This is a genomic window from Coleofasciculus sp. G3-WIS-01, from assembly GCF_040223135.1.
In the GTDB taxonomy this organism is placed as follows: Bacteria; Cyanobacteriota; Cyanobacteriia; order Cyanobacteriales; family Coleofasciculaceae; genus Coleofasciculus.
On sequence record NZ_JAVJZI010000254.1, the window covers coordinates 12894 to 31112 of the forward strand.

13 protein-coding genes are annotated in these 18219 nt (G+C 45.5%); 9 read left to right on the forward strand and 4 right to left on the reverse strand.

Annotation, left to right across the window (positions count from 1 at the left end; genetic code table 11):
- Positions 1–134 precede the first annotated feature (134 nt).
- From RIM23_RS27085 to RIM23_RS27095, 3 genes are all read left to right on the forward strand, one after another.
- Positions 135–3314, forward strand: a complete 3180-nt coding sequence (locus RIM23_RS27085; protein ID WP_446371072.1) for an efflux RND transporter permease subunit — start codon at positions 135–137, stop codon at positions 3312–3314.
- 273 nt (positions 3315–3587) lie between these two features.
- Positions 3588–3794 (forward strand): hypothetical protein, encoded by a 207-nt coding sequence (locus RIM23_RS27090; protein ID WP_446371074.1) that lies wholly within the window; start codon positions 3588–3590, stop codon positions 3792–3794.
- Between the two features lie 651 nt (positions 3795–4445).
- The gene (locus RIM23_RS27095) at positions 4446–4511 is read left to right on the forward strand and encodes a hypothetical protein (protein ID WP_446371113.1); all 66 of its coding nucleotides are present in this window, start codon (positions 4446–4448) and stop codon (positions 4509–4511) included.
- Positions 4512–4558: 47 nt separating this feature from the next.
- Here the strand turns inward: RIM23_RS27095 and RIM23_RS27100 are convergent, their stop codons facing one another.
- Positions 4559–5401 (reverse strand): DUF928 domain-containing protein, encoded by an 843-nt coding sequence (locus RIM23_RS27100; RefSeq protein ID WP_446371076.1) that lies wholly within the window; start codon positions 5399–5401, stop codon positions 4559–4561.
- A gap of 607 nt (positions 5402–6008) precedes the next feature.
- The gene (locus tag RIM23_RS27105) at positions 6009–7061 is read right to left on the reverse strand and encodes a mevalonate kinase family protein (RefSeq protein WP_446371078.1); all 1053 of its coding nucleotides are present in this window, start codon (positions 7059–7061) and stop codon (positions 6009–6011) included.
- Positions 7062–7898: 837 nt separating this feature from the next.
- On the opposite strand from RIM23_RS27105, the gene RIM23_RS27110 reads away from it, so the two are divergent.
- From RIM23_RS27110 to RIM23_RS27120, 3 genes are all read left to right on the forward strand, one after another.
- Positions 7899–9470, forward strand: coding sequence for an ammonium transporter (locus RIM23_RS27110; RefSeq protein WP_446371080.1), 1572 nt, complete (start codon positions 7899–7901; stop codon positions 9468–9470).
- 140 nt (positions 9471–9610) lie between these two features.
- Positions 9611–10444, forward strand: coding sequence for an SGNH/GDSL hydrolase family protein (locus RIM23_RS27115; RefSeq protein ID WP_446371115.1), 834 nt, complete (start codon positions 9611–9613; stop codon positions 10442–10444).
- 193 nt (positions 10445–10637) lie between these two features.
- Positions 10638–11846, forward strand: coding sequence for a 4-hydroxy-3-methylbut-2-enyl diphosphate reductase (locus RIM23_RS27120; RefSeq protein WP_446371082.1), 1209 nt, complete (start codon positions 10638–10640; stop codon positions 11844–11846).
- Positions 11847–12247: 401 nt separating this feature from the next.
- Here the strand turns inward: RIM23_RS27120 and RIM23_RS27125 are convergent, their stop codons facing one another.
- A complete protein-coding gene (locus RIM23_RS27125) occupies positions 12248–13417 on the reverse strand; it encodes a DNA cytosine methyltransferase (protein ID WP_446371084.1) in 1170 nt (389 codons plus the stop codon).
- A gap of 364 nt (positions 13418–13781) precedes the next feature.
- Between RIM23_RS27125 and RIM23_RS27130 the strand changes: the two genes are divergently transcribed.
- Positions 13782–14120 (forward strand): hypothetical protein, encoded by a 339-nt coding sequence (locus RIM23_RS27130; protein ID WP_446371086.1) that lies wholly within the window; start codon positions 13782–13784, stop codon positions 14118–14120.
- Between the two features lie 119 nt (positions 14121–14239).
- Positions 14240–14896: a Uma2 family endonuclease gene (locus RIM23_RS27135; RefSeq protein ID WP_446371088.1), complete on the forward strand. Its 657-nt coding sequence runs from the start codon at positions 14240–14242 to the stop codon at positions 14894–14896.
- Positions 14897–14959: 63 nt separating this feature from the next.
- Here the strand turns inward: RIM23_RS27135 and ppk1 are convergent, their stop codons facing one another.
- A complete protein-coding gene (gene ppk1, locus RIM23_RS27140; protein ID WP_446371090.1) occupies positions 14960–17107 on the reverse strand; it encodes a polyphosphate kinase 1 in 2148 nt (715 codons plus the stop codon).
- 349 nt (positions 17108–17456) lie between these two features.
- On the opposite strand from ppk1, the gene RIM23_RS27145 reads away from it, so the two are divergent.
- Entirely contained in the window at positions 17457–18098 is a 642-nt protein-coding gene (locus RIM23_RS27145) for a hypothetical protein (protein ID WP_446371092.1), read from the forward strand.
- Positions 18099–18219: the final 121 nt, after the last annotated feature.

Here is an 18219-nt window from a genome sequence, read left to right on the forward strand (position 1 = left end):
ATTTGGGAAGAAGCATTGATGTGACAGTGACAACAGATAGTCCCCCATATATTCACCCCTACAAACCTAACCACAAATGACCAATGACCAATGACGCTCCCCACCGTTAACTTTAATTGTTTCTAACCATTTAAATGTTTGTCGAATTTTTTATTAAACGACCTGTCTTTACCACTGTTTGCTCCCTGATCATCTTACTAATCGGAGCAATTAGTATTCCTACCCTTCCCGTTGCCCAATATCCCGATATTAGTCCCAAACAAGTCAGTGTCCAAGCCAACTATAACGGTGCCGATGCTCAAACCGTGGAAAATGCGGTGACGACTATCTTGGAACGGGCAATTAACGGTGTCGATGGGATGCGCTACATGACATCAAGCAGTAGCAATGATGGCACCAGTTCAATCAATATCACCTTTGAAGCAAATAAGGATCAGGATATCGCAGCGGTTGATGTCCAAAATCGCGTGTCTTTAGCTGAACCCCAATTGCCAGAATCCGTACTCCAAACCGGGGTCACGGTAAATAAGGAATCTAATAACTTCCTGATGGGATTTGGTCTGTACTCAGAAAATGGCGAGTACGATAACCTCTTTTTAAGTAACTACGCTGACCTTTATCTCGTAGACGCCCTAAAACGGGTTAATGGGGTAGGAAATGTGCGAATTTTTGGCGAACGTACTTATGCGATGAGGCTTTGGCTAGACCCGCAACGCCTTGCGAGTCGTAACCTGACGGCTCAAGATGTCGTTGATGCACTGCGGGAACAAAATCTCCAGGTAGGCGCAGGGCGCATCGGTCAACCCCCAGCGCCAGAGGGACAGCAATATCAAATTGACCTGCGGGCAATTAGCCGCCTGCAAAAGGTTTCGGACTTTGAGGAACTGATTTTAGCCACAGATGAAGATGGCACCCTGATTAAACTCAAAGACGTGGGGCGCGTGGAATTGGGGGCGCAAAATTATGGCACGTTCTTGAGATTTCGAGCAAATGAAGCCGTCGGGTTAGGGATTATTACCGTTCCCGGAAGTAACGCCCTGGATGTGGCGAAAGCCGTTAAAGCAGAAATGGTGAAACTGGCGGCGGATTTCCCACCAGGGATGACCTATGATATTGGCTTTGACACCACAGATTTTGTTAATCAGTCGCTCTCGGAAGTGGTGTTTACCCTGCTACAAGCGGTGGGATTGGTGGTTTTGGTTATCTTTGTTTTCTTACAGGATTGGCGCACCACAATTATTCCAGCGATTACGATTCCTGTGTCTCTCATTGGCACGTTTGCCTTTGTCAAGATTTTTGATTTTTCGATAAACAGTTTGACCCTATTTGGTTTGACCCTAGCCACGGGGATGGTGGTGGATGATGCGATTGTGGTGGTCGAAGATATCACCACAAAGATTCAACGGGGGGGGATAAAATCTCGGCAAGCGGCGATTATTTCCATGCGGGAATTGGTGGGGGCGGTAATTGCCACGTCATTAGTGTTAATGGCGGTATTTATTCCGGTGGCATTCTTTCCAGGAACAACGGGGGCTTTATATCGACAATTTGCCTTAACCATCGCGTTTTCAATTGCGGTTTCCACGTTTATGGCGCTGACGTTGACGCCAACCCTTTCTGGCTTAATCTTGCGGCAAAAGCCAGAGGCGACCGGGTTTTGGGGTCACTTTTTTGATGGATTTAATTGGTTCCTAGAGGGAATGCAGCAGCGATATCGGAGATTTCTGATTATCCTGACTCGCGTGAAAACTCTGGTGATTGTGGCGTTTATTGGTTTATTGGCATTAACGGTGTGGGTTTACGAAAGTGTCCCGTCGGCGTTTCTCCCGGATGAAGACCAAGGCTATTTTATGACCATTGTCCAAGGACCAGAGGGTTCGTCACTCAACTACACCCATGATGTGATTGAGCAGATTGAAAATATTATTTTACCCTTGGATGAAGTGCGGGCTACGTTTGCGGTGGGGGGTTTTGGGTTTAGTGGCAATACGGCGAATAGCGCGATCGTTTTTACGACGTTGAAACCTTGGTCAGAACGGACTGATCCGTCTCAGTCAGCAGAAGCAATTATTAATAAAGTCCGTGGTGCTTTGTTTGGGATTAAAGAAGCCAGGGTATTTGCTGTGAATCCACCCTCTATTCGCGGATTGGGTAGTTTCGGCGGGTTCCAATTTCAACTGCAAGACCGCCGAGGTAATTTTAGCTTGGATTCGTTGATTGAAAATATGGGGAAATTACTGGGTGCTGGCAATCAGAATCCCCAGTTGCAGGCGGTGTTTAGTACTTATGCAGCCAATACACCTCAGTTACAGATTGAGGTAAACCGCGATCGGGCGAAGGCGTTGGAGGTGGATATTGATGATATCTTTGAGACGTTGCAGACGTATTTGGGTTCGCGCTATGTGAATGACTTTACTCTGGAACGGCGCACCTATCGGGTTTATGTCCAAGCTGACGCCCAGTTCCGCTCAAATCCTGAGGATATTAATCAACTGTATGTGCGTTCAGAACGAGATGAGATGATTCCTTTGGGGAATTTGGTTACCGTTACCCCGACGACAGGGGCGCAAACCATTAATCACTATAACTTGTTCCGGTCAATTGAAATTAATGGTTCAGCCGCGCCGGGAGTCAGTTCTGGAGACGCGATTCAAGCCATGGAACAAGTCGCCGCCCAGGTATTACCGCCGGGATTAGGCTATGAATGGTCCGGTTTATCTCTGGAGGAAATCCAGTCGGGGGGTCAAGCCACGATTATTTTTGGCTTTGGCTTGGTCTTTGTTTTCTTAGTGTTGGCGGCTCAATACGAAAGCTATATCGACCCGATTATTATTCTATTGGCGGTTCCTTTGGCTATTCTGGGGGCGCTCATGGCTCAATCTTTGCGGGGTTTGCCTAATGATGTGTACTGTCAGATTGGGTTGGTGATGCTGATTGGTTTGGCAAGTAAGAACTCGATTCTGATTGTGGAATTTGCCAATCAGCTTCGAGAGCAAGGGATGACGCTGAGGAAAGCCGCGATTGAGGCGGCGCAGCAGCGTTTGCGACCGATTTTAATGACGGCGATTTCTACGTTGTTTGGGATTTTCCCACTTGTGATCGCGACAGGTGCCGGATCAGGAAGTCGTCAATCGCTAGGGACGGCTGTTTTCGGTGGAATGTTTGTCGCCACGTTCCTGAGTCTGTTTGTGGTTCCCATTCTCTATATTGTGATCAAGTCGGGGAGCGATCGCTTGTTTAATTCCAATGGGAAGAACCAGAAGACATCAGAGACGAAGGAGCTTGAGCCGAAACCTGAAGTAACAATTCGGTAGTATTCATTAACGTGATCAATCAGAATTAATCAAAAACTATGAACAAACGTGAGGCAATGTTAACAAAGCCATAATTTTGTTGCAAAAATTGACTTGAGAACCCCAGTTTCCCTAAGCTTTGATAAACGTAAAAGTAGAGGACAACTGGGTTCCCTGGAAGACTGAAACTTAATTTTCTCATAATCTAGATCGACTGTAAAATTACTCAATTTTGGTGTTTCAGTATTTTATATCGAACCCAGATGACTACAGTTTTGAGGTTAGGGGAAATCTATGAATATTAAGCGAGTTATTTTTTCCAGCGTTATCACTGGCGTTGCTGGTGTGATATTAGGCATCGGGGTGGCTGAAATTAATCATGCAGATCAGCGACCTAATGCCATGTATCAATATGCCACTATTGGCGGTGTGATGGGATTAGCCGTTGGTGCGGGTCAACAGGCGTTGCGAGAATTAGAGCAGTTGTCAGAAGAGTCATAGAGCATCGGTTCAGTCAAATTAACCGTCACAAAAATGCCCAATTTAAACCAGGGATTATTGAATCGGTGTTCTAGATAATAATTTCATTAGATTTTAACTCACATTTTGACTACTTTCAACAAAGAAAATGGTAGTGGCGTGGCACAGATAATTTGGTGGATTATAATTGTAGGGGCGCACCGACGTGCGCCCGATTTAATCGTAAAATCTATGCCATAATTTTAGCTGTGTCAGTCCGCCATTGTGGGGAGAGCGTTCGCGCAGCGTTCCCAAAGGGTAGATTATCACCAGGGATTCAAATCCCTGGCTAAAAGCGAAAGTCAGCTAAAGCTGACTAAATAAAAGTTTCCTCGTTGGAACATGCAAGTAAACAGTGATCATACTACCTTAAAAAAAAGAGCGATCGCGTAATAAAAAGCGCACGTCTAATAAAAAGCGCACGTCTAATCAAGGGCGCACGTCGGTGCGCCCCTACAATTCTAATCCATCTTGTTTACATGGAATAGAACTGACTTCGGATAAATACAGTGCGTCTAAATCATTTGTACAACTCATATCATGTCCTGACGATTGCCCATAATTGCAATGATTTAATAACAAGGGTTTCATGGGTTTTCATTAGGGGTGTTTGACCGGACATAATATCAAATAATAGACGCGCTATATCGCGATCCTCGTATAACAAACTTAATTTTAGCTGACAAGGTAAGTCTTTGAACCCGTTTTAACGGGTTTTAGCTTTTAGCCAGAACTTTAGTTCTAGGCTATTTATGTGCGGATAGAAAAGTATACTCTAAGCCGACTGACTTAAGCAATTTGTTCCAGGCATTGGTTACATCTTGATCATCGGGACGTTCACGCAGTAGTTCTATTAAAGTACCTACAGTCTCGTACCAAATTCGCTCTTTGGCGTAGAAAGCCAAACGTTCTTCCAGAGTCGCCTGGGCGAGAAAACGTTCATCTAGGGGATTAAATTGGACTCGTTCAATGCCTCCATCTATATAACTATCACCTGAGGACTCATTCGGATTACATATTATCCGTAACTGCCAACGATATTTTTGACCAATCTTTAGGGGAGTAAGCAGTGGGGGACGGGTAGCTAAGCCAGGAAGCGTTAAGCTGATGATACCGGGAGTGCCTTCGACTATTTCAAATTCATGACCATAGGAATTTTTTTGCGTATAATGAGCAAATTTATACTGAGTGGAGTAAACTTCTTTATCATTGGCATCATATAGCACAAATTTAATTCCCCAAGCGTTTGTCTTTGGTATAAACCAAAAGATAGTTGGATACTCAGCTACTGTTTTACCGATTCCAGATAGTGGAACTAAGGTTATAGGAGCAGCTTGGGAAAGTGAGAGACAACCGCATCTTGTTCCTCCAGCCTCTCGATTAATGGCAATAAGAGTATCTCGTAAATCAGTCGCCTGTACAACTTCCCATTCATCAGGAATCAGGCTGCTAAGTGGGGGAGGTTCAGACTGTGCTTGTACCTTGACTGGTAATTTGACTGTTAACCCCAAGGTTAAAGCAAAAGTCAGTAACACTAAGATGAGTATTCGGACGCGGGGTAGGTGGGTTAACCGAGTTATAATCGACATAGTTCTATTAGTTTTGTTGTAATTTTTTACATTTTTTTCATAGTCGGAATAGTTCTCCCTATTCTAACTTTTCTTTACTTTGACATAGAATGAAGACCTATGCAAAGAAACCAAATTGGGGGCATGTCAGGGAAAGCACACGATATCAAAGCTAACCCGCGCTTGTTGGGTTTCGTTCCTCAACCCAACCTACTGGACTTACACAGCTAAAATTGTGGAATAGATTTGACGTTTAAACCGGGCGCACGCCGTGCGCCCCTACAATTCTAATCCACCAAATAAGGTGTGCCACGCCACTACAAAAGTGACATGCTCCCGCCAAATTCGGGTTAGCCACTCCCCCCTTATAACTCAGTCCTTGTCAAGCGGACTTTGTTTGTGTAGAAGCGATTTTAATCGCCGTGGCAAAAGGGAGTCACTAGCGAAGCGAAGGATCAAGTCGGGACGGGTTTAGTCACATCTGTGTACCAAGGAAATGATAGTAGTGAAACCTGCCCCTACATTCGGAAAGAATGGGTTTGAGGTAACGTTATCATCAATCGCTGGTGTGAAAGCATATAAATTCACCCCAATACTCTCTAAACTTAAAATTTAAAACTCAAAACTATTAAAGGTTAGTATGAATGGTTAACGTCAAGGGATGCATTTGGGGAAAGTCTCGCTGAATAATTCGGATAACTTTTTGTTGACTGGTTTTATCTTTGACAATAAATTGGGCAGTGCCATCGCCTTGAGAACCTACACCCTTGCCCCCTAAAATATAAGGTTGAATCGGCTCATAATTGAGCAGTTGATGCAAAACCGGAGCGGTCAATTGTTGGGAACAAGCGGGGATGAGATAGCGGTCAAATTCAGCTTGTGCCTTGGTCATCAACTGACCCAGCTTTAGCGCATCGCCAACTTGTAATGCTTCAACGGCTTCTTGAGTAATTTGATAACTAATAGTGCCAAGATAGTGCTGGACATTCTTCTGCACGTTATCAGTACCAAAGGGATAACACTGATTCAGACGACTGAGAATTTCCTGGGTATTTTTACTCGCACCGAGATCAACAATGACAAAAAACAAATCCTTGGGAACGTTTAGCTCGATAATATCTGTCGATGCGCCATCAAAAATCATGGCAATTGGTTGATTTCCATAAGCGCAGGCTTGATCCATACGTCCGCAGCGAGAGGGTGTGCTTGTCTCGCCCAGATAAGCGTATTCCATTTCGCCTCGCCGAGTCATCTTCAAGTCATACAAGTGATTAAAAGCGCGTGCGACTAAAACACAAACGGCTGCACTGGAGGATAACCCTTTCTGAATGGGTAAATCGGTTTGATAGTTATCGATTTCTATGCCACCAACTTGGAAGTAGGTGAGAAAATGATAAGCAACGCCAGCCGCATAACTCCAAAACTCTCCCTTTTGTGCTTCAGCCAGGAGAACAGGGCGTTCCATGGGCAACTGAATCGCGTCTGGACGAGTACCATCACTCAGGGAAGCGTGAAGAATGAAGTGGGTAGGGTGGGGCTTGACTTTGGCATAGAGTCCTTGATTGGTTCCTGTGATGATGGTGTAGCCTTTTCCAAGGTGAGGATTCAGGCGACGATACCCTCCCGCCCAATCGCTATGCTCACCAAACAGACAAAGGCGACCTGGCACAAACAGTTTCATTCATGTCCCCTATATTTATCGCGATCGCTACTAACTAGAGTACTCTGGAGGTTAACACATTGGCGCGATCGCTCTGGATCTCATGTCATTTAGAATCTCAAACTGATATGACTACCTTAGAATACCAGCTAAAAAACCGTGGTCATTGTGTTATCCTGTTGGGAATACTTGATGCTCAACCCAAAACTGTGGCAGCCAGATGATATTTTTAAGCAATTGGTTCAATTAAAGCCATTATATTAATAACCTGTAATTCTAAAAATCAAAACTTAACACCCAATATTTTTTTAGGAATTAACAACTTATTTTAGAGACGTAAATTATCAGGTTTATTCAAGTCTTAATTATCGTCAAATCAACAAGATTAGGCAAAATCAAAACAACGGTTAGCTCTCTAAGCACAAAAAGGTCAACTCAGGATGCCAAACCTCTGACCGGTTGACCAAAGTCTTGATGGCAAAAACTCTTGGCTAGGGATCTACCGCCATAATTCTTAAAGACCCACCGACGAAAAAAGTATATTTTGTTACAGAACTATCGAGCCAAAAAATAGAAGATTTGAAAATTTCCTAAAGATAATGAACCCAGTTATTGAGAATAATTGAGGCTCTTGACTATCTGGCAACTTATTTGTAGGGTTTTGTCTGAAGTAGACAAGCCAACTTGCTAAACTCCCGATTCCTTAATCAGGCAGCAAACAAAAAAAAGGTACAGAGTTCTGTCATACTCAGATACTTACCCCATCGTCTAAGTCGTACTTCCAATGACTTTATTTACCGCTTCTTAGCTCAATGTTAGGATGTGTTCCACTAGAAAAACAGGAAAGAGAGCGAAATTATGTCTAGACGAACGTTAGAGAAAAGTTTCGACAGAAAAAAGTCTCCCCCCAAAACTAGACAAGTTGATTTACAACGGTTTTCTCCATCCTTCGGGGATTCTCCCTATTTTGACCCCTTGAAAACCATAGCTAAATCCTTTTCTCCCTACTGGCTAGCTTGTATTCCCCTCACAGCAATTATTGTCGTGGTTTGGAATACGGCAGCCGTTGCTCAAACTGAGGCGGTTGACGCCGATGCCATTGCCCAACTCCAGGGAACGTTAAACGCCATCTGGGTGTTGATTGCTGCCATTCTGGTGATCTTCATGAATGCCGGATTCGGTATGCTAGAAACCGGATTCTGTCGTCAGAAAAATGCGGTTAACATTCTCGCCAAAAACCTGATTGTCTTTGCCTTAGCAACCATTGCATTTTGGGCAATTGGGTTTTCATTCATGTTCGGTACAGGAAATGGATTGATTGGTGCGGGTGGATTTTTCTTAACGAGTACCGATCCGGGTACTTATGGACTCGATCCATTTCCTGAAGGCTTACCCATCTCCTTGTATTTCCTATTCCAAGCTGCCTTCGCTGGAACCGCCGCCACCATTGTTTCGGGTGCGGTTGCTGAACGGATTAGGTTTGTTGACTTTCTCGTTTTCAGTCTTCTGATCACCGGGATATCCTATCCCATTACCGGACATTGGATCTGGGGTGGTGGCTGGCTGTCAGAAATGGGCTTTTCCGACTTTGCTGGCTCAACCGTGGTTCACTCGGTTGGTGGTTGGGCGGCGTTGATGGGAGCTGCCTTTCTCGGACCGCGTGAAGGAAAATATAGAGATGGTCAAATCAATGCGATTCCCGGTCACAATATGAGTATTGCCACACTGGGATGCTTGATTCTGTGGATCGGCTGGTTTGGTTTCAACCCCGGATCAGAACTGGCTGCTACTGAAAATGTGCCGTATATTGCTGTAACCACAAACCTCGCGGCTGCGGCTGGCGGTATTTCTGCCACGATTACCTCTTGGACAAAAGATGGTAAACCTGACCTTTCGATGATTATCAACGGTATCTTAGCCGGCTTGGTTGCGATTACCGCCCCCTGTAATGCCGTTTCCTATCTCTCAGCGATCATAATTGGTCTGATTGGGGGCATTATCGTGGTTTTTGCGGTTTCCTTCTTTGACAATATCCATATCGATGACCCCGTGGGTGCGATCTCTGTCCACTTAGTTAACGGGATCTGGGGCACCATTGCTGTTGGTATCTTTACCTTCACTGAAAATGATGCGGGTCAACGACTTGGCTTGATTTATGGGGGAGGAGTTGGTCAACTGGGTATTCAACTGTTGGGTATCCTCTGTGTAGGTGGTTTCACTGTCTTCTTTAGCTCCCTTGTGTGGCTAGCTCTGAAAGCGACTTTGGGACTAAGAGTACATCCTGAAGAAGAAATCCATGGTTTGGATATTAGCGAACACGGGATGGAAGCCTACAGTGGATTTGTTAAGGAATCAGACGTGTTGACCAGTAGCTCTTTTGGTAGTGTCAGTGGTAGTACGGCTGACATTCCTCGCGGATCGGAAGTTTAACGGAAGCGCTTCTAGTTAGGGAAGCGGGTTAAATCCTGTAGGGGCAATTCAGGAATTGCCCCTTTGTCATGGTTTTTATGATCGGCAAAAGTGGAATAGAACTACAATCTGATGAGAGAGCCGATGCTGAATCTAGACAAGTGTCCACAACCTCGAAAAGCTTTCCAATTTGGGCGGTTTTCTCCCTCGCTGTCAATGGCTTACTGGTGCTAGCGATCGCGGGGGTATTGCTGCGCCAATACCAAGGAGCGATCCCTTCTGCGGTTAGCCAATCTCTAGCCACTGATGGGACAAAAGAAGCAACCCCTACCCCTGTCCCCGAACTAGGACCGCGCCACCAGTTTAACTACCAGCAGTGGGTGGCGCTCCTGGAGCAAGAAGCTGAGGTGATGGTGGAGCAGAAGCCGGAGGATTTAGCCATACTCCTGGGAGATTCCATCAGTCTCTGGTTTCCCAATGAGATGCTACCCACTCAACGAACTTGGCTGAACCAGGGAATTTCTGGCGAAACGACAGCCGGATTGTTGAATCGCTTAGATGTGTTGGATCAAACCCAGCCAGATATCATCTTTTTGATGATTGGCATCAACGACATCATTCGAGGTGTCACAGATGAGACAATTTTAGCCAACCAACGGCTGATTATTCGCTACCTGCGGCGCACTCATCCCCAAGCCAAAATCATCGTTCAGTCGATTTTGCCCCATAGCGGGGATAAAGCCACCTGGGAAGGACGCGATCGCCTCCTGGAAATCCCCAACAGTCGTATTGTCGAGATTAACCAGCGATTGAAAGCGATCGCGGATTCGGAAGATGTCATTTACCTGGATCTCTATCCCCTATTTGCCGATACCGAGGGCAATCTAAACATGGAATTGAGTACCGACGGTTTGCACCTAAATCCTCAAGGCTATTTAATTTGGCATTATGCCCTACAAGTCACAGATCAACTCGCCAGCGATGGCGGATTGTGACTGGGGATGGGAAGATGGGGAGATGGAGAAGATGGGCAGATGGGGGAGCTGAGGGAGCTGGGGAAGCTGGGGAAGTTAACTCAAAACGCTTCCTGTTAACTGTTAACTGTTAACTGTTCACTGACCCAACCGGATTCATTTTATGATCGAAAGGAGTAAACAATTGTATACACTCATCTGCTAAACAAGCTTCATGGATACACAAGCCTTCAAACGTTCACTCCATAGTTCAGAAAACTATCACCGCAAGGGATTTGGTCACCAGGCTGAAGTGGCGACTCAGCTTCAATCTGAATATCAAAGCAGTTTGATTCAAGAAATCCGCGATAATAACTATCAACTCAAACGGGGTGATGTGACCATTCACCTGGCAGAGGCTTATGGCTTTTGCTGGGGTGTGGAACGCGCTGTGGCTATGGCGTATGAAACCCGCCAACATTTTCCCACCGAGCGCATCTGGATGACGAATGAAATTATCCATAATCCCTCCGTCAATCAGCACCTACAGAATATGAACGTCAACTTTGTCCCCGTTGAGGAAGGGACAAAAGACTTTTCTATCGTTGGTGCGGGTGATGTGGTAATTTTACCTGCCTTTGGTGCCAGCGTTCAGGAAATGCAACTACTCAATGATAAAAACTGTAAAATTGTCGATACTACCTGTCCTTGGGTGTCCAAGGTATGGCATACGGTGGAGAAGCATAAGAAGAAAGAGTACACCTCCATCATTCACGGCAAGTATAAGCACGAAGAAACCATAGCTACCAGTTCCTTTGCTGGGAAATACCTCGTGGTGCTGAATCTACAAGAAGCGGACTATGTCGCCGACTATATCCTCAATGGTGGGAATCGGGACGAGTTTTTGGCAAAATTTAGCCGCGCCACTTCAGAGGGATTTGACCCGGAGCGGGATTTGCAGCATATTGGCATAGCTAACCAAACCACCATGCTCAAAAGCGAAACCGAGCAAATTGGGAAACTGTTTGAGCGCACGATGATGAAAAAGTATGGTCCTGATCAACTGAATCAGCATTTCCAGAGTTTTAACACCATCTGCGATGCAACTCAAGAGCGACAGGATGCGATGTTGGAGTTGGTTGAGCAAAGGTTAGATTTAATAGTCGTGATTGGTGGCTTTAATTCATCCAATACAACGCAACTGCAACAAATTGCCATTGAACGGAATATTCCCTCCTATCACATCGACAGCGCCGAGCGAGTTGGTCCGGGAAATCGGATTGATCACAAGGTACTGCATCAAGATATGACGGTGACGGACAATTGGCTCCCAGACGGTGAAATTGTTGTCGGTGTAACCTCTGGAGCATCTACACCCGATAAGGTGGTTGAAGATGTGATTGAGAAGATTTTTGAGTTGAAAGCAACTCCGGTAGCTGTTTAATTTGGGTTCGGCTACTGTGTCGATTCCGTAACCCCAGTTAGCGGTTAAAAGCAGTAAGATAGCCTGTCTTTTGTGTTTTCATGCTCCATGCTCCCCAAGGTAAGGGCATGGCAGTGCCATGCCCCTACATCCATCAATATGGGTACACCGCTGTTGTTTTTTTCCAACCTTTATGCCGAGTGAGTTATAGCAACCGCCATAGCTGTTAGGACACATCATTTATGTAGAGACGCGCTTTTGAAGCGTCTCTACAATGGTGCCGAAAGTCCTAATCGATGTGTCTACTGCTATAACTGCCGAGACTCTAAAACAACATCTGAGAAGTATGTTACAGAGAATTGACAAGGCTTTCTCTAAGTTAGCTGCCAGCGAAAGACAAAACATGGAATAATTTTATACAGCTAAAAAAGCGAAAGCTGTTTGACTATTTGCTTGCATTGTGGTTTGTTTCCTTGAATCAAACTGTAAAGATAATCGCCAATTTCTTTTGCCAGTAAAACAGGTACAGCATTGCCAATTTGTTTGTACTTAGACGTTATTGAACCATAAAAAATCCAGTCGTCAGGAAAAGTTTGGATTCTCGCACATTCTCGTACACTTAAGGGACGCAGTTCTATTGGGTGACACATATCTGTCGCTTTTTGCTGTGGGCTTGTGGTTACAGTTGGCGAGGGTTTATCCCAAGATAATCGCCTGTAAAAACCAACTTTACCACCCCCTGATTTATAAGCACCTCCCATTGCCTCTTCTTTCAAGTTGTCGGGTAAATATCTCCAGTTTTGTCCGGCTTTGAGCAATCTCAAATACTTTAAGCGCTTTTCAGAGTACGGTGTAAACTCTGGCTGTTGTTCAACTAAGTCTGTTAATGCATCTTTTAAAGTACGCCACTTGGGTAAATCTCTACCGCCTTTACCATGGGTAGCCAAGGGAAATGTAACAGATTCACCATCTCTAGAACCAATAAACACAACACGCTCTCTATTTTGGGGAACACCATAATTGGCAGCTTCTAAAAGATTGTAAACGAGATGGTATCCAAGTTCATGCATTTCTGCCAATACAACCTTAAGGGCTGCACCCCGCATTTCCTCCGGTTCTAAAGGGGGATAATCTGTCCCTCGTTGGTTAATTGGTCTGTGACGGATAGCAGCGGAAAGTAACCCTTTCACATTCTCCATAAGGAAAAATCGAGGTTGAATGTCTCGAACAACACGGACAAACTCCATAAATAAACTACCACGAGGATCTAAGACTGAAGCTCTTTTTCCTGCTGTACTAAAAGGCTGACAAGGTGGACCACCAACCACCAAATCTACCTCATGAGGACGTAACGCTCTACCTAACTCTAAAACTCGACCACCTTCTAATAGTAAATCTTGGGTACTGATTGTATCGATTGACCTTGGGATAGCACTTTCATGAAGATGAGGTCGGTTAAGCGCTATAGTTTTTGCCGCATCCCGCTCTTTCTCAACCACACTTACGGTATGAAATCCGGCTAGCTCTAAACCTAAATCTAAACCAAAAGCCCCTGAAAACAGAGAAATAGAAATAGTCTTGCCATCTATCACGGCTGTCAGTCCCCAGCTAAATTACCCTTATTTTTGCACTCTTTATAGTTTCTATGAGTGCTTAATAGTGATTGTATTGTATCGCAGTTATTAAACAATAACCTAATATTAGGATGTCTGTGGAACATTGGTGACAAAGTTTGGCTAAGAATAAAAATAAATCACCATGACATGAGCAATAGTAAGAGTATAGAAAAAACACGGATTTTACAGATTTATTGGGAAGTTGGGTATGGGGAATGGGATTTTGGTCACACTGATGACACTGAGGGGTTAGTTCTCAATAGGATTATGATAGTTGGATGGGGATAACTAAAATATAGTCAAAGTAGGAAAAACCCCATTTCCTTAAGCCGGGACAACTATGATACTGGGACAACGCAGACGGAAAGTTATTAGTCTAATTGCTCGTTCTGGCGGCTCGGCGATTGCCGTAACTCTTGCTGGGGCGTTTGTTAACTGGGTGGGTGTGGCTGGAACCGGGACAGTTGCTGTGGCAATTACTCGTGCTGATACTGGGGTATTGGCTGGGGTATTGGCTGGTATTTCAGCCGTCGTTGGTTGTGAGGGGTTGGTTAGGTTATTTCAAGGTGAAATTGGGCGGGGACTGGCTCTGGGTATTGGTTCTGTGGTGGGCTTGGGGTTTGCCGCGATCGCGTTTTTTGAGGTGGTTAAAGGGATTGAAACCTCTGGGGAAAACTAATCAACTGAATTATAAATGATCAAAGTATCTTACCCACTATAGAATCATTCTATGAGCCTATATCTTGTTCGACCTTCCTCTTGGCTACAATTAAATCAAGGTATCAAAGGTAGTTCACCATGACAACAGCAACACCGACTCCTCCATCTCAACAAATGGGTGCTGAACCAGTCGTCACCTTAAAAGGTGTTAGCTGGCAAACCTTTAAAACATTACTGGCGGAAATTGGGGAGGATCGTATCTGTAGAATGACTTATGATCAGGGAGTATTAGAAATCAGGATGCCACTCGAAGACCATGAAGTCCCAAAAGGGATGCTCGAAAGCTTTATTGAAGCTATCGCCGACGAGCTAGAAATAGAAGTTAAGAAAGTCGGTGCATTGAGCTTGAAGCGCGAAGACTTAACCCGTTTTATCGAGCCAGATACCTGTTTCTATATTCAAAACGAATCACGAGTCCGAGGTAGACGAATCAACCTGGAAATTGACCCACCGCCCGACTTGGCTATTGAGTCAGATTATACCAGTTCCTCTATCAATAAACAATCCATTTATGCGGCGTTAGGTGTTCCTGAATTGTGGAGATATACCTGTCAAACCCTCCAGATTTATCAATTAGTTGAAGGAGAATATGAACTGAGAGAACAAAGCCTCGCATTTCCCTTTTTACCTGTAACAGAGGTTCCCAACTTTATTGAACAAAGTAATATTCAGGGACAGCGGACAGCAGTGCGGTTATTTCGCCAACGAATTCGAGAACGTTTACAAACTCAATAAGCTGATTAAATTGGGCGCACGTCAGTTTGAATTGGGTGCACGGAGCGTGCGCCCCTACGATTTCTACCCCATTCCCGCCGCCTCCTTTGCTGATTCCTTCGCCATTTCCATGAAAATATTTTGAGCGCATTGCTCTTTCGCATCCTCCGGTTGACGTTGTATATAACGCCCATCGGGTTGTAATTCCCAAGCTTGGCGATTATCTGCCATCATAATGGCTAAAATTTCTTGCAAATCTTTGATAATTTCTGGATCTTCTACAGGTGTAATCGCCTCAACTCGCCGATCTAAATTCCGACGCATCCAGTCAGCGCTGCCAATATAAACTTCCTCATCACCCTGATTATAGAAGTAATAAATCCGCGAATGTTCTAAAAAGCGACCGATAATACTAATCACGCGAATATTATCGCTAACGCCGACAACACCGGGACGCAAACAGCAAATTCCTCGAACAATTAAATCAATTTGTACGCCGGCTTGGGAGGCTTCATAGAGGGTGGCGATAATCTTCGGATCAACCAAAGAATTCATCTTGGCAACAATGCGTCCCGTATTTCCCTGGCGACAATGTTCGATTTCCCGCTGAATCATCGCCGTCATGCGATCGCGCAGATTCACCGGGGCGACTAATAACTTGCGATAAGAGCGCTGGCGGGAGTATCCAGTCAGAAAATTGAATAAATCGGTTAAATCTGCCCCTAAATCCTCACGACAGCTTAGGAGTCCTACATCCGTGTAAATTCTGGCGGTTTTGGGGTTATAGTTTCCTGTGCCAATGTGAACATAGCGGCGAATCCTCTTCTCGTCTTGACGCACCACCATCACGATTTTGGTATGGGTTTTTAACTTAATAATCCCATAAACCACATGTACACCCGCTTGTTCTAGCTTACGCGCCCAGAGAATATTATTCTCTTCATCAAAACGGGCTTTCAATTCCACCAAAACCGCCACCTGCTTACCATTTTCGGCAGCTTTAATCAAAGCGTTGACAATGGGGGAATCACCAGAGGTGCGGTAGAGTGTCATTTTAATCGCCAGTACATTCGGGTCATCCGCCGCCTGGGTAATAAATCGCTGCACGGTACCGCCAAAGGAATGGTAGGGATGATGGACAAATAAATCCCGTTTGCGAATAATGCTAAAGAAGTCATCCCCATCTTCCTCAGAAGAGAGCGATCGCAACTCGATGGGCATGACGGGTGTCCAGGATGGGTCTTTTAGTTCCGGTAGGGGTAATCCCATAAACGACATCAGATCCCCTAGCCCCAATAAGCCGTCTATTTCGTAGATATCGCTTTCCTCCAGTCCCATCTCCCCCATCAGCGTTTCCCGTAAGGTTTCTGGTACAGTCGCATGGATTTCCATGCGGACGACTGAACCCCCTATACGTCGCTTCCGCAGTCCCTCTTCAATAGCCAGTAGTAGGTCATCCGCCTCATCTTCCTCGACGGCTAAGTCAGCATTGCGAGTAATCCGAAACGGATGATATTCTTGGATATTCATCCCTGGAAACAGAAACTCTAAATTATGGGCAATCACCTGTTCTAGGGGAATACCCACCCAGGTGGCAGGTTTTCCCTTTTGCCGTTCTCGCAACGGTTCGGGAAGGGTGACAAACCGAGGTAAGACTTTGGGCACTTTCACTCGGGCAAAAAATTCCTCGCCCTGATCGGGATCTTTCACCACTACGGCTAGATTCAGACTCAGGTTGGAAATATAGGGGAAGGGGTGGCTAGGGTCAACGGCTAGGGGCGTCAGAACCGGAAAAATTTGCGCCTCAAAGTAGCTTTGCAAATAAGTCCGCTGTTCGGAGTTCAACTCCATATAGTCCAGCAGGTAGACCCCCTGTTGTGCCAATAAGGGGCGCAGGATTTGTTCAAAATGTTCATGTTGTTCTTTGATCATGGGGAGTAACCGCTGATTAATCCCATCCAATTGATCGCTAGGTGTGCGACCATCGGCAGTTAGGGATGTCACCCCCGCCTCCACCTGCTGCTTCAAACCCGCCACCCGAACCATAAAGAATTCATCCAGGTTGGAACTGAAGATTGCCAGAAACTTCAAGCGTTCCAGCAATGGGGTTCGGGAATCGAGGGCTTCATGCAAGACGCGATCATTAAATTCCAACCAACTGAGTTCCCGGTTGAAGTAGTATTTAGGGTCTCTCAGACTAACCTCGGTCGTTGTCTTCGATTTCTTAGCCATGATTATTAGGGAAACGGCGCACCATCCGTTGGCTTTTTCTGGCGCTGGTAGGATGTTTGTCAGTTTAAATACTATAACTAAACTGCCCTTTGGTTAACCTGGCGCTTCGGGAGATGTTGCCTGTTGCCTTAGAATTCGTAAGAAGGCTAAAAAGAAGACTGGGTGTAGGGTGTGGGGTGTAGGGTGTAGGGAAAATTCCAGCATTGCTCATCTTGCCTATATTTCTCATCGGGACTGTACACTAGGTTTCGCGACTCAAACTGGAAAAATCGCGATCGCGCTTCGTTTTCAGGTAAACTCGGATGTTGCGTATTCCAGCCGTTTGACCCCAATCTACGGAGAAATAACCTTGGCGATAGAATTGCGATCTTATGTCTATATAGATAGCTTACAGCCGCAGCACGCGGCTTATATGGGGACAGTTGCGCTAGGGTTCTTGCCATTACCTGGAGATACGTCGCTCTGGATTGAAATCTCACCGGGTATCGAAATTAACCGAATTACCGATGTGGCGCTAAAATCGACCTCTGTACGTCCAGCCGTGCAGATGGTGGAACGACTCTATGGGGTTCTGGAAGTTCATGCGAACAAACAAGGCGAAACCAGGGCGGCGGGGAAAGCGATTCTAGCCGCCCTAGGCGTCGGTGAACGAGAACGCCTGAAACCCCGGGTTATCTCTAGCCAGATTATTCGCAATATTGACCCTCACCAAACTCAACTGATTAATCGCACCCGACGGGGACAGATGATTTTGGCAGGACAAACCCTTTATGTTTTAGAAGTAGCACCAGCCGCTTATGCTGCTTTAGCCGCTAATGAAGCCGAGAAAGCCGCCTCAATTAATATTCTGCAAATTTCTGCCGTTGGCAGTTTTGGACGCCTTTACTTAGGTGGTGAAGAACAGGATATTCTGGCAGGTTCGCAAGCGGCGCTGACAGCACTGGAGAACGTTCCTGGGCGAGAACATCCCGGCGGTGGGGGGAAAGAGTAGAACAGGGGTGCATGTAGAGACGTGCCATGGCACGTCTGGGAGCTGGGGTGGGGAGGAATAGTAACAGTTAGCATAAGCGCGATCGCGCTTTCTGGCAATGCCTCTACCCAATCCCAGGAAT

What these genes read in the sequence shown, in the direction of transcription:
- RIM23_RS27085 (WP_446371072.1), top strand. Translation starts at nt 135, where the DNA reads ATGTTTGTCGAATTTTTTATTAAACGACCTGTCTTTACCACTGTTTGC.
- RIM23_RS27090 (WP_446371074.1), top strand. Translation starts at nt 3,588, where the DNA reads ATGAATATTAAGCGAGTTATTTTTTCCAGCGTTATCACTGGCGTTGCT.
- RIM23_RS27100 (WP_446371076.1), bottom strand. Translation starts at nt 5,401, where the DNA reads ATGTCGATTATAACTCGGTTAACCCACCTACCCCGCGTCCGAATACTC.
- RIM23_RS27105 (WP_446371078.1), bottom strand. Translation starts at nt 7,061, where the DNA reads ATGAAACTGTTTGTGCCAGGTCGCCTTTGTCTGTTTGGTGAGCATAGC.
- RIM23_RS27110 (WP_446371080.1), top strand. Translation starts at nt 7,899, where the DNA reads ATGTCTAGACGAACGTTAGAGAAAAGTTTCGACAGAAAAAAGTCTCCC.
- RIM23_RS27120 (WP_446371082.1), top strand. Translation starts at nt 10,638, where the DNA reads ATGGATACACAAGCCTTCAAACGTTCACTCCATAGTTCAGAAAACTAT.
- RIM23_RS27130 (WP_446371086.1), top strand. Translation starts at nt 13,782, where the DNA reads ATGATACTGGGACAACGCAGACGGAAAGTTATTAGTCTAATTGCTCGT.
- RIM23_RS27135 (WP_446371088.1), top strand. Translation starts at nt 14,240, where the DNA reads ATGACAACAGCAACACCGACTCCTCCATCTCAACAAATGGGTGCTGAA.
- ppk1 (WP_446371090.1), bottom strand. Translation starts at nt 17,107, where the DNA reads ATGGCTAAGAAATCGAAGACAACGACCGAGGTTAGTCTGAGAGACCCT.